Below are 13,539 nucleotides of genomic sequence, written 5' to 3' on the forward strand. Positions count from 1 at the left end.
AAACTTTTGAAAAGTAAACTTAGTGAAATCAAATGAAGCTCAATAAAATAAAATGGAATTTATATCATTGTTGTGTTTTTAGGGACAAAAAGGGAAACATATAAAGGGCTTTAATGACTATTATAAATAGAAGTTAAGAAAATATATTGATAATAATGACTATTTCATTTTAGGCTCTGGTTAAAACATCCATTATTTGTCTGGTATTGCTGGAACTGATCCTGAAACAAAAACCTCGCTTGAAGCGTTAGGAGTTTATGTTGTGGTTGCTGATAAGACGTAAAATTTCTTTTAGTTGAGGGTTTAAATAATTCAATTTTTTTGCTTTTACTATTTGATATTTGGATTGTTTTTTGAATGCTGTTTAGTGGTAAAAATTATTTTTAAAATTTCCAAAAGCTCAATATTTAAAAAAAACTTCTACTTTTGTCACAGAAAAATAGAGCAATGGCAAAGAATTTAGTTATAGTTGAGTCCCCTGCAAAGGCGAAAACAATCGAGAAATTTCTAGGAAGTGATTTTCAAGTGGAGTCAAGTTATGGGCATATTGCCGATTTGCCTTCCAAAGAAATTGGCGTAGATGTAGAAAATGGTTTTAAACCCAAATACGAAGTTTCTGCCGATAAAAAAGCGTTGGTCAGCAAATTAAAGACTTTAGCCAAGAATGCTGAAATGGTTTGGTTAGCAAGTGATGAGGATCGCGAGGGAGAAGCTATTTCCTGGCATTTAGCCGAAGAATTAAAATTGGATAAAAAGAAAACCAAACGAATTGTTTTTCACGAAATTACAAAAACAGCGATTCTAAAAGCTATTGATAATCCCCGTGAAATTGATTATAATTTAGTGAATGCTCAACAAGCGCGTCGTGTTTTGGATCGACTAGTTGGTTATGAATTGTCACCTGTGCTTTGGAGAAAAATTAAAGGAGGACTTTCAGCAGGTCGTGTTCAATCAGTTTCAGTACGTTTAATTGTAGAACGTGAAAGAGAAATTCAAAATTTTAAAGCAATAGCAACGTATTCTATTGTGGCAGAATTCACTAACGAATCAGGAAAAGCATTCAAAGCCAAACTGCCTAAAAATTTCAATACTAAAAAAGAAGCCGAAGATTTTTTAAATAAAAATATTGGTTCTGCATATAAGGTAGCAGATTTAGAAACTAAACCTACCAAAAAATCACCGACTGGCCCATTTACAACTTCAACTTTACAACAAGAAGCCGCACGAAAATTGTATTTGCCTGTTGGAATTACCATGCAACTTGCACAACGTTTATATGAAGCCGGACTTATAACCTATATGAGAACGGATAGTGTAAACTTATCTAAAGATGCGATGGAAGCTGCTGAAGCGGAAATTATTAAATCATACGGAAAGGAATTCTCTAAACCCCGAACTTTTGTCAATAAAAGTAAAGGAGCGCAAGAAGCACATGAGGCAATTCGTCCAACGGATATGTCGCGTCATACCGTGAATATTGATAGAGATCAGGCTCGTTTGTATGATTTGATTTGGAAAAGAACCTTGGCTTCACAAATGAGTGATGCGCAATTAGAACGCACTAACGTAAAAATCGAAGCGAACAATCATAGTGAGATTTTTACAGCATCTGGTGAAGTTTTACTTTTTGAAGGTTTCTTAAAAGTGTATCTGGAAGGGCATGATGACGATGAAGAAGAGCAAGAAGGAATGTTGCCAGCAATGAAAGTTAACGAAAAATTACAAAATAATTACATCACTGCAACCGAAAGGTATTCTCGTGCTGCAGCACGATATACAGAAGCTTCTTTGGTGAAAAAATTAGAGGAATTGGGTATTGGTCGTCCTTCTACTTACGCACCAACTATTTCTACAATTATCAACAGGAATTATGTTGAAAAAGGGAATCTTGACGGTCAGGAACGTAATTATACGCAACTGACGCTACAATCAGGGAAAGTAGGAGAGAAGTTGTTGAAGGAAAACACTGGTTCTGATAAAGGAAAATTAGTCCCTACAGATATTGGGACTATTGTTACCGATTTCTTGGTTAAGAATTTCGGAAATATTTTAGATTATAATTTTACTGCAAAAGTGGAACAGGATTTTGATGAAATTGCGGAAGGAAATATCGTTTGGACAAAAATGATGCAAGAATTCTACGATAAATTTCACCCAATAGTAAAAGATGTTGAAGCAAATGCAGATAGAGAAAGTGGCGAAAGAATTTTAGGAACAGATCCGAAAACAGGTAAACCAGTTTCGGTGCGTTTAGGGAAATTTGGTCCAATGGCTCAAATTGGAGCTGCAGATGATGAAGAGAAAAAGTTTGCCAGTTTAATGGCGGACCAAAATATTGGAAATATTACTTTAGAAGAAACTTTAAATTTATTTTTGTTGCCCAAAAATCTTGGGCAGTATAAAGGCGAGGAAGTTGAGGTAAGTAATGGACGTTTTGGTCCTTATATTCGTCATGGGGCGGCTTTTGTTTCTTTACCAAAAGGCGAAAATCCTTTGGATGTAGATTTCGAAAGAGCAAAAGAATTAATTGACGAAAAAGCAGTAGCTGATGCGCCGATTGCGGTTTATAAAGGCGAAGGTGTTCAGAAAGGTGTGGGGCGTTTTGGTCCTTTTATCAAATGGAACGGTTTATTTATAAACGTAAGCAAGAAATACAATTTTGATAATTTAACGCAATCAGACGTTGAAGAGTTGATCGAGGATAAATTGCAAAAAAACATTGATAAGGTTTTGCATAATTGGGAAGACGAGGGGATTTTAGTTGAAAAAGCCCGTTGGGGACGTTCTGTTATTACCAAAGGAAAAATCAAAATTGAATTGAGTAAAGATGTTGATGCCACTAAATTGACATTAGCGGAAGTTCAGGAAATGATTGCTAAGAAAACACCAGTAAAAAAAGTAGCTGCTAAAAAAGCCCCGGCAAAGAAAGCCGTTGCAAAGAAACCCGCAGCTAAAAAGAAATAATAATAATTAATTTCAATTTCTTCCCCCTCTCCTTTGGAGAGGATTGGGGAGAGGATAAAAAGAAATAAAATGGAATTTGATTTTCTGAAACCCGTAGATGACGAAATCCTTAGTTTTATAAACGGATTGACTTCTCAGCAATTGGGAAGTAAAATAGTGTTGCATACAAAAGAACAATTTCCTGATTTGAATAAGATTAAAATTGCCGTAATAGGCGTTTTGGAAAATCGCGGAGATAAAAAAGCAGTTTCGGATGTTGATTTAATACCATTAAGGAAAGAGTTATATGGATTGTTTCCTGGAAATTGGGATGCTTCAATTGCAGATTTAGGGGATATTCTTGCAGGGAATTCGGCTGCGGATACTTATTTTGCATTAAAAAAAGTTGTTGCAAGTCTGATCAAGAAAAAAATTACTCCTATAGTTATTGGCGGCTCCCAAGATTTGACGTATGCACTTTATAGAGCCTATGATGATTTGGAGCAAATGGTTAATTTAGTTTCTATTGATAATAAATTTGATTTCGGAAAAGAAAATGAAGCGGTGTCTGCTGCTTCTTATTTGACAAAAATAATTATCGACGAGCCTAATAATCTTTTTAATTATTGTAATATTGGTTATCAAACTTACTTCAATTCACAGGAAGAAATAGATTTGATAGAAAAATTGTTTTTTGATGGCTACAGATTGGGTGAAATTTCTAATAATATTACTCTTTCTGAACCTGTTTTTAGAGATGCGGATTTAGTAAGTATTGATTTGAATTCAGTTAAATCATCTGATTCAGGAAATTTTGTTTCGTTTGCTCCTAATGGTTTCAATGGTAAAGAAATTTGTTCTTTATCCAGATACGCAGGAATAAGTGACAAGGTATCTTCTTTTGGAATATTTAACCACAATAATTCGGTACAGGAATCGGTTATTATTGCTCAGATAATTTGGTATTTTATAGAAGGATTTCATTATCGTTCGAATGAGTATCCGTTTGGGAGCAAGGAAAATTATTTAAAATATATTGTCCCGTTGGAAGAAGAAGAGCTTGTTTTTTATAAAAGCGATAAAACCGACAGGTGGTGGATAGAAATACCATTTATTTCAAATGTTAATAATAAATTAAAGAGAAATACGTTATTACCATGTTCCTACGATGAATATTTATTGGCATGCAATCAAGAATTACCGGAAAGATGGTGGAAAGCGCAAAGGAAAAACATCATATAGAATCTTTTTTTGCTTATTTATTATTTTTTTATAAAAAACTCACTGTTTAGTGCAAAAAAATTGTTTTTCTAAAAAATAATAAATAGGTTTACATACTTAAAAATAATGAATAGATAACCAAATTTATATGAAGAAGTTCATTGCATTTATGGCAATTTTGACCCTGTTAATCGGCTGTGGTAAATCAAGCGACAAAGGAGAATTAGTAGGAATCAACGGCGGGAAATGGCATCCTGAGAAACCTTACGGAATGACATTAGTTCCTGGTGGTGCATATATTATGGGTAAATCAGATGATGACTTGGCTGATGTTGAAGATGCTCCTACGAAGACTGTTACTGTTCGTTCATTTTATATGGATGAAACGGAAATTACAAATAGCGAATACCGACAATTTGTAGAATGGGTAAAAGACTCCACAATGAGAGTTCGTTTAGCTATTCTGGCAGATGAAAGTGGGCAGACCGGTGGTGCAGGAGAAGCTAAAGGTAAAGGTAAAAATGCCGGAAGTATAGGTGATTTTGCTTTTAATGATTCAGATCCGGAAAAGATGACTGCTTATGATAAATATATGTATGATAATTATTATAGTGTAGGTACTGCTGATGATCCTTATGCTGGTAGAAAACTTAATAAAAAAGTAAAATTAATCAAAGATACAAAGTTGTATCCCGATGAGTATTACACCGAAGTTATGGATTCCATGTACCTGCCTTTAGAGGCTTCTTATAATGGATTACGTACAATAGATGTAAATAAATTAAAATTCCGTTATTCTTGGATGGATATTCAAGCTGCTGCAAAAGCTAAGGTAGGGAAAAGAAAAGATTTTATTAAAACGGAAGAAGTGAATGTATATCCTGACACAACTGTTTGGATTAAAGATTTTGCGTATTCGTATAATGAACCAATGCATAACGATTATTTTTGGCACAAAGCATACGGTGATTATCCTGTTGTTGGTGTAAAATGGACTCAAGCCAAAGCTTTTTGTGCTTGGAGAACACTAAATAAAAATACCTATATAAAATCTAAAAAGAAAGGGCACGACTTAATAAATTCTTTTAGATTACCAACAGAAGCCGAATGGGAATATTCAGCTAGAGGAGGTTTACAATCTGCAACATATCCTTGGGGAGGACCTTATACTAAAAATGACAGAGGTTGCTTTCTTGCCAACTTTAAGCCGAACAGAGGTGATTATGCTGCGGATGAAGCACTATACACAGTAGAAGCAAAATCATATGAGCCAAATGGTTATAATCTTTATAACATGGCGGGAAATGTTTCTGAGTGGACGGATTCGTCATACGACCCCAATGCTTACGAATATGTATCTTCAATGAATCCAAATGTTCTGGATGCTTCGAATAAACGTAAAGTGGTCCGTGGAGGCTCTTGGAAAGATGTTGCTTATTTCCTACAAGTAAGCACAAGAGATTTCGAATATGCAGATTCTGCAAGAAGTTTTATTGGTTTTAGAACCGTTCAAGATTATATGGGATTACAGACTACCGGAAACAACAAAAGAGGTAAATAACAAATAACAAAAGAAACCAAATCTTTAAATAACTAACCCCAAAAAAACAGACATTATGGCATTACTTAGTAAAAAAACAATGAATTTCGCATATGGAATGGGAGCAGCGGTTGTAATCATTGGAGCTTTATTCAAAATTACACATCTTGAATTCGGTATCATAACTGGAAATTTAATGCTAACCATTGGACTTATTGTAGAAGCTGGAATTTTTGCTCTTTCTGCATTTGAACCGGTTGATGATGATTTAGATTGGACATTGGTTTATCCAGAACTAGCTAATGGTAAGGCTGCAGGAGACAAAAAGGTAAAGGTAGAAACTCCTTCTGATGCGCAGGGATTGTTATCTCAAAAACTTGATGCAATGTTAAAAGACGCCAAAATCGATGGTGAATTAATGGCGAGTTTAGGAACTAGCATTAAAAATTTCGAATCAGCTGCAAAAGGAATTGCGCCAACTGTGGATTCAATTGCCTCAACAAAGAAATATAGCGAAGAGTTGACTTTGGCAGCAGCCCAAATGGAATCTTTGAATAGTTTATATAAAATTCAATTACAAAGCGCTTCAAGAAATGCACAGATCAATGAAGAAGTTGCTGAGAATAACTTAAAATTAAAAGACCAAATGCAGTCTTTGACATCTAATTTGTCTTCACTTAACAGTGTATACGGAGGAATGCTTTCTGCAATGAACAATAAAGGATAATTAGTTTCAAACGATATAAAAATAACAAACTAATTAGTAGAAAATATGGCAGGAGGAAAACTAACCCCTAGACAGAAGATGATAAACCTAATGTACCTGGTTTTTATCGCGATGTTAGCTTTAAATATGTCCAAAGAAGTGTTGTCAGCTTTTGGAATTTTGAATAATAAAATTGTAGAATCTAACTCTATAACCGACACTAGAAATGAAAGTTCATTTCAACAATTAGCACAAAAGGCGGTAGATCAGCCAGGTCAATTTGGTGATAAAAAAGCGAAAGTTGAAAAAATTAGAGCAGTATCTAAAGAGTTTAATGACTACTTAGAAAATATTAAATCAACTGTTACCAAGAAGTTTGTAAGAGATGCCGAAGGAAATTTGCCATATGAGCAAATGGATAAAGGTGATTTAATTGATAGAATGTTCTTCACTGGTGATAAAGTGTCGAAAGAAGGAAAAGCGTTTTTAGATAAGATTAATAATTATTCAACTCAAATCAAACAAATTGGAGGTAGTTCAATTGCTGATTCAGAAATGAAAAAAATCGAGGCTAGATTTGCCACTAATCCAGTTTATTCTGAAAAAGCAGGAGCAAAATTACCTTGGATAGATTATAATTATAAAGGATTTCCACTTATTGCAACAATTACCAAATTGTCTCAATTGCAAGCGGATATCAAAACAACAGAAAGTGACGTAATGACTGGAATGTTTCAATCTGATTTAGTTGCTGCAGCATCACTTACTGCTTACCAACCGATTGTAGTTCTTGATAAATCTGTTTTCTTTCAAGGGGAAGCAGTGACGGGTAAAATTATCCTTGGGAAATTTGACCCTTCATTAAAGGCAAAATCAGTTATTGTTAACGGATCAAGTGTGCAAGCTCAAGCCGGTCAGGCTAAATTTTCTTTTGGAGCCGGTAATATAGGAGAACATGCAATAGGAGGTTCTTTCAATTTTGATGAAAATGGAAAAGTAGTTAGTTTACCTATCAAAGACAAATACGTTGTTGTTGCAAGACCAAAATCGGCTACAATTTCAGCGGATAAGATGAATGTAGTTTATAGAGGGGTTGTAAACCCAATGACTATTTCTTTTGCAGGAGTAACAGCTGATAAAGTTAGTGCTAGTGCTCCTGGATTAAGTTCTGCAGGTGGTGGAAAATACAATATGAGTCCAGGCGGCGGTTCTGAAGTAGTTATTAATGTAACAGGTTCGCTTCCTGACGGTTCTAAAGTTTCGGATAGAAAAACCTTTAGAATAAAGGGTATTCCAGGTCCTACGGGAACAATCAGAGGAGAAATGGGCGTTGTAAAAGGGCCAAAATCAAATTTGCAAATAGCTACAATTGGAGCTAAATTAGTTGATTTTGACTTTGAAGTTGGTTTAAATGTAGTTGGTTTTAACTTGAAAGTAACAGGTCAGCCTACAGTTGTTGTTCAAGGGAATAAATTGAATGCTCAATGTAATGCCGTTCTTTCTAAGGCAGTTAGAGGAGATCAGGTTACCATTTCTGAAATTAAAACAAAACTTGTTGGTGCAGGTAGTTATTTATTGCCAAGAACAGCTCCAGTAATTTTTGAAATAACACAATAAGTAGGCGTATAACGAAGCCTACTTCAATATCTTATTATGATACCATGATGAATGTAAGAAATTTTTTAATAGTTATTGTCTCTGCAATGTGTAGTTTTACAGCTGTAGCACAATCTAATTTGCTGAATGCTAAAACTCCAGATCAAATTGGGCTTAAGACTGCTGCACAGCTAATTTCTGATAATGACAAACCATTAGTCTATGGTTATGTACATGACAGAGATGTTTTAATGGGAAAAACTACTTGGGAAATAATAGATTTAAGTGAAAAGATAAATTTCGCATTGTATTTTCCAATTGATACAGCAAATATTGGTTCGGATAGAAGATCCTTGTACGATGTTTTGACTAAAGCAATAAAAAATGGTAAGATTACTGAAGTATACACAGATAGTTATTTTAACACCAAAAAATCTATTGAAGATATTCAAGGTTCATTAAGTCGTATTGATACTACTGATGCTGGAAGAGAACAAATTAACGCAGGTGCTCAAATATCGCCTGAGTATATTTTAAAACAAGATCTTACAGCGCAAGATGTATCTAAGTATAAAATTAAGGGGTATTGGTATTTTGACAAACGCCAAAGTGAATTGAAGTATCGTTTACTTGGTATTTGTCCTATGACACCAGATGTGTTTACAATGAATAGTGACGAAAAGGATTATATTGAGTTGTTTTGGGTGTTTTTTCCTGCGGCAAGAGAAGTTTTGCATGAAGCAAAAGCTTTCAATGATAAAAATTCTGCGATGCCAGTTTCATTTGATCAGATATTAAATTCAAGGCGTTTCAATAGTGTTATTTACAAAGAAGAAAATGTTTATGGAGATAGAGCTATTGATGAGTATATGAAAGATAATGCTCAAAATCAATTGTTAGAATCTGAAAGGGTAAAAGAAAAAATTCGCAATTTCGAACAGGATATGTGGAATTATTAATTTTTCAATACCTAAAATATATAATGATAAACTCTTACTGTAATGGTGAGAGTTTTTTTATTTTAATATGTTTAATTTTGTATTTAGTTTAAAAGAAATTTTTAAAATGATTGATTTTTTAATAGTAGGTTCCGGTTTAGCGGGAATTTCATTTGCAGAGTTAGCTTTGCGAAGGGATAAGTCGATTTTAGTTTTGGATAATAATTCTCAAAATTCATCCAAAATTGCAGGTGGTTTATATAATCCGGTTATTTTAAAGCGCTTTAGTGAAGTGTGGCAAGCTCAAGATCAATTGGTGCTGATGAATGAATTTTATATGCTTTTGGAGGAAAAGTTAAATTGTAAGGTAGATTTTAAAAGACCTATTTTAAGGAAGTTTTTTTCTGTCGAAGAACAAAATAATTGGTTTGCCGCTTCTGATAAAGTGGCGCTAGCTCCTTTTTTATCTACAGAATTAATTTCCAAAAAGTATCCGGGAATTGATTCTCCTTATGGATATGGCGAAGTTTTACAAACGGGTTATGTTGACACGGCTTTATTGTTAAATAAATACAGGGAATACCTTAAGCAAAATAATCTATTTCGGGAAGAATCATTCGATTACGATGCTTTGCAGATTGAGCCTAATTATATTTGTTATAAAGACATTCAATGCAAACATATTGTTTTTGCTGAAGGCTTTGGGATGCATGCAAATCCCTATTTTAAACATTTGCCATTAGACGGAACAAAAGGAGAACTTTTTATTATAAAGGCATCAAAATTAGATTTGGACGTAATTGTAAATACGAGTGTGTTTATTTTACCACTTGGGAATGATTTATTTAAAGTTGGTGCAACTTATAATTGGAGAGATAAAACCGATTTGCCTACAGAGGAAGGAAAAAGGGAATTAGTAGAAAGAATAAAAGAAATTATTACTTGTGACTTTGAAATTGTGGAGCATTTCGCGGGGGTTCGGCCAACTGTAAAAGACAGAAGACCATTAGTGGGGACACATCAAAAGCATCAGTCAATCCATATATTAAATGGTTTGGGAACAAGGGGAGTAATGCTGGGGCCCGCAATGGCCAAAGCGTTATTGGACAATATAGAACATCAGATTCCTTTAGATGCAGCAATTGATATTAACCGATTTCTTCCTAAATGAAAAAAATAATGCTATTTTAGGTTTGTTTTTGGGTCGTATGAAACAAACATATTGATGTATATGTTTCGCGATAGTCGCAGTACAAATGGGAATGAGGCAATAAGCGAGACAATTATTGAAATGAAAGCAACTTTCAGATTGGAGTTAAAGATCAAAAAAGAGACTATAAAAGCTGCAATTCCAACGGCAACATTCAATCCATAACTTACATACATAGCGCCATAAAAGAAGGATGGTTCAATTTGATATTTTAAACCACAATGGCTGCAATTTTCATGCATTTTTAAAATTTTACTGAAATGCAACGGATTTTTATCCAAATACATACTCTCATTCTGACATTTAGGACAAGTTCCTGTTAAAATGCTATATAATTTGGATCCTTTTTTTAACATTTGCAAAAAAATTAATTTTTCCTTTTTTAGAGTTACAAATTTACGCATTCAAAAAGGAATAAAATAACAATACATGCTTAATATACACAATTTATCCGTTTCGTTTGGAGGCTCTTATTTATTTGAAGAAGTGACCTTTCGATTGGGTGCCGGAGACAGAGTTGGTCTTGTTGGAAAGAACGGAGCCGGAAAATCAACTATGCTAAAAATTTTGGCAAAAGATTTTGCTCCTGATTCAGGAAGTATTGCTCAGGAAAAGGAAGTTCGAATGGGTTTCTTACGTCAGGATATTGATTTTGAACAAGGTCGGACTGTTCTTGAAGAAGCCTATGAAGCCTTTACGGATATAAAAATTGTTGAGAAAAAATTAGCAGAGATCAATCACCAGTTAGTAACCAGAACGGATTATGAAAGTGATGAATACAGTCAAATTATAGAGGATTTATCGGATTATACACACCGCTTTGAATTATTGGGGGGGTATAATTACGTGGGTGATACCGAGAAAATTTTACTTGGTTTAGGATTTAAGAGAGAAGTATTCGATAATCAAACCGAGACTTTCTCTGGTGGATGGAGAATGCGTATCGAATTAGCAAAATTATTATTACAAGCCAATGATGTTTTGTTACTTGATGAGCCAACAAATCACTTGGATATAGAGAGTATCATTTGGTTAGAAAGTTTCTTGCGCAATTATCCTGGAGTTGTGGTAATTGTTTCACACGATAAGATGTTCTTGGATAATGTGACTAACAGAACTATAGAAATTTCCCTTGGTAAAGCTTATGATTTCAACAAACCATATTCTCAATATTTGGAATTGCGTCATGAAATTCGTGAAAAGCAATTGGCGACACAAAAAAATCAAGCCAAGAAAATTGAAGAGACTGAGAAATTAATCGAAAAATTCAGAGCCAAAGCTTCTAAAGCTTCGATGGCGCAATCTCTAATCAAGAAATTAGACAAAGTAGAACGTATCGAAGTAGATGAGGATGATAATTCGGTGATGAATATTACTTTTCCAGTTTCAAAAGAACCAGGTAGAGTAGTAATTGAAGCTGAGAATGTTACCAAAAGTTACGGTGATAAGACGATTTTGAAAGATATCAATTTATTGGTTGAACGTGGAAGTAAAATTGCATTCGTTGGACAAAACGGACAAGGAAAATCGACGTTCATTAAAGCGATTGTGGACGAATTCGAATATAAGGGAAATATTAAATTAGGTCATAATGTACAGTTGGGGTATTTTGCACAAAATCAGGCTGAGTATCTGGATGGTGAAATTACTTTGCTTCAAACGATGGAAGATGCGGCAGCGGATACAAATCGCATGAAAGTACGCGATATGCTGGGTTCTTTCTTGTTTCGCGGTGATGATGTCGAGAAAAAGGTAAAAGTCCTTTCTGGAGGGGAAAGAAACCGTTTGGCGTTGTGTAAATTGTTATTGCAGCCTATCAATGTTTTATTGATGGATGAGCCGACGAATCACCTGGACATTAAATCTAAGAATGTTTTGAAAGCTGCGCTTCAAAAATTTGGAGGTACTTTATTGCTAGTTTCTCACGATAGGGATTTCTTGCAGGGAATGTCAAATCTGGTGTATGAATTCAAAGACCAAAAAATAAAGGAATACTTAGGTGATATCAACTATTTCTTAGAACAGCGCAATATGGAAAATATGCGTGAAGTTGAGAAAAAAGATGCTCAAAAAGCTGCAGCACCAAAAGAAAGCAACAAAGCTTCTTATGAAGATCAGAAAAAAGGGAAAGCGTTGCAGAATAAATTGAGTAAAGTAGAGAGTCAAATCAAGCAATTAGAAAGAGACATTCAACAAGATGATAAAATGCTTGCTTCTAATTATGACAAGCACATTGAGGATGCTAAATTTTTTACGGCTTATAATAAGAAAAAAGCAGAATTAGACAAGCTACTGCTGGATTGGGAAGTAGTTCAGGAAGAAATAGATAATTTATAAAAGAAAAGAGTCCAATTTTGAACTCTTTTTTATGAAATAATTCCAATCGTTTTAGAATGGGCAATGGCTTCACTACTATTTTTGAAATAACAAATAGAAACCTTCAGCGTTTCTAAATTTTTCAAAACAGTGATTACCTTTTCCTTTTTGGATTGCCCCGTTTGCCGAATATAAACTGCTTTTACGGTGACTGGAAAAATTTTGCAAATGGCTTCGTATAAAAACGGATCGTGTTGCGAATCATCCCCAAGAAGTACATATTCTAAATTGGGGTAAAATTCTAATATGTGTTTTATTTTGTCAAATTTATGATTGTGATTGCCTCTGCCTGTCAAGAAAAAATCGGTTAAGCTTGTTTTAATATCTTTCAATAGTAAAACAGCTTTGGGCAATTTGTGAATCTCAGTGAAATTAGTAATGAATCGATATAAATTCCATTCGCTGCTGGACACATAAAAAAACGCATTGAATTCCTCTTTGTTTTCTCTTCCTGCGGTGCTTAATGCCTGGTAATGGTTAACAACATCTTCATAAATTTTCCTTTTATTTATATTTTTGAATAACAAAACATATAATTTTTTCAAAGGATTAAGTGTGTGAGAAACTAAAAAAGTATCGTCAATATCTGATATGATTCCTAAATTTCCTTTGTGCGGTCGAATGTAACTGTTTCTACTTATTAGGGTTTTGTTTTCATGGATAATACTCACTTCATAATCAATCCAGCCATAATTAGTATCCTGGTCTAAGGGAACGCAAAATTTAAAATAACCATCGTTAAGTGTTTTGGTATGGATTTTGGTTTTGTTGTGTTCCAAATAGACATCGGCGTTTGCTTGTGTTTTTATTTGAAACATTTTAATGACAGAAGTAGCGTTTTTTAGATTCTTTTTTTGAAAATTATACTCTTCAATCGATGTTGGTTTGAAAACATGGCCCATGACAATTAATTCTTGTTCATTAGCATAACCTCGATATAATTTTAAAATTGGTTTCATATATTATAGTACTTTTGATAGATGTTGAATTTAATGGTTTTTAATCAATA

General features: G+C 34.0%; 10 protein-coding genes. 8 read left to right on the forward strand and 2 right to left on the reverse strand.

Annotated elements, in window-relative coordinates; translation table 11 throughout:
• The first annotated feature begins 447 nt into the window (after positions 1–447).
• The 7 genes from topA to ACNQGN_RS12260 all read left to right on the forward strand — a co-directional run bounded on the left by topA (position 448) and on the right by ACNQGN_RS12260 (position 10,115).
• Positions 448–2,964, forward strand: a complete 2,517-nt coding sequence (gene topA / locus ACNQGN_RS12230; RefSeq protein WP_417988115.1) for a type I DNA topoisomerase — start codon at positions 448–450, stop codon at positions 2,962–2,964.
• Between the two features lie 69 nt (positions 2,965–3,033).
• Entirely contained in the window at positions 3,034–4,185 is a 1,152-nt protein-coding gene (locus ACNQGN_RS12235) for a formimidoylglutamase (RefSeq protein WP_417988116.1), read from the forward strand.
• A gap of 127 nt (positions 4,186–4,312) precedes the next feature.
• Complete coding sequence (gene porK / locus ACNQGN_RS12240) at positions 4,313–5,725, forward strand: T9SS ring complex lipoprotein PorK/GldK (protein WP_417988117.1); 1,413 nt, start codon at positions 4,313–4,315, stop codon at positions 5,723–5,725.
• 55 nt (positions 5,726–5,780) lie between these two features.
• Complete coding sequence (gene porL, locus ACNQGN_RS12245; RefSeq protein WP_417988118.1) at positions 5,781–6,431, forward strand: type IX secretion system motor protein PorL/GldL; 651 nt, start codon at positions 5,781–5,783, stop codon at positions 6,429–6,431.
• Between the two features lie 45 nt (positions 6,432–6,476).
• Positions 6,477–8,027, forward strand: coding sequence for a type IX secretion system motor protein PorM/GldM (porM, locus tag ACNQGN_RS12250; RefSeq protein ID WP_417988119.1), 1,551 nt, complete (start codon positions 6,477–6,479; stop codon positions 8,025–8,027).
• Positions 8,028–8,074: 47 nt separating this feature from the next.
• A complete protein-coding gene (gene porN / locus ACNQGN_RS12255; protein ID WP_417988159.1) occupies positions 8,075–8,965 on the forward strand; it encodes a type IX secretion system ring subunit PorN/GldN in 891 nt (296 codons plus the stop codon).
• A gap of 106 nt (positions 8,966–9,071) precedes the next feature.
• Positions 9,072–10,115 (forward strand): NAD(P)/FAD-dependent oxidoreductase, encoded by a 1,044-nt coding sequence (locus ACNQGN_RS12260; RefSeq protein ID WP_417988120.1) that lies wholly within the window; start codon positions 9,072–9,074, stop codon positions 10,113–10,115.
• Positions 10,116–10,126: 11 nt separating this feature from the next.
• On the opposite strand, the gene ACNQGN_RS12265 is transcribed toward ACNQGN_RS12260, so the two are convergent.
• Positions 10,127–10,510 carry a DUF983 domain-containing protein gene (locus tag ACNQGN_RS12265; RefSeq protein ID WP_417988121.1) on the reverse strand — a complete coding sequence of 128 codons (384 nt, stop codon included), beginning with the start codon at positions 10,508–10,510 and terminating at the stop codon, positions 10,127–10,129.
• Positions 10,511–10,583: 73 nt separating this feature from the next.
• Here ACNQGN_RS12265 and ACNQGN_RS12270 point away from each other — a divergent pair, with 73 nt between their 5' ends.
• On the forward strand, positions 10,584–12,491 hold the full coding sequence (locus ACNQGN_RS12270) for an ABC transporter ATP-binding protein (protein WP_417988122.1): 1,908 nt from the start codon (positions 10,584–10,586) through the stop codon (positions 12,489–12,491).
• Between the two features lie 29 nt (positions 12,492–12,520).
• Here ACNQGN_RS12270 and ACNQGN_RS12275 read toward each other — a convergent pair whose 3' ends face one another.
• The gene (locus tag ACNQGN_RS12275) at positions 12,521–13,489 is read right to left on the reverse strand and encodes an App1 family protein (protein WP_417988123.1); all 969 of its coding nucleotides are present in this window, start codon (positions 13,487–13,489) and stop codon (positions 12,521–12,523) included.
• Positions 13,490–13,539 lie beyond the last annotated feature (50 nt).

Source organism: Flavobacterium rhamnosi (assembly GCF_048286515.1).
GTDB lineage: Bacteria > Bacteroidota > Bacteroidia > Flavobacteriales > Flavobacteriaceae > Flavobacterium.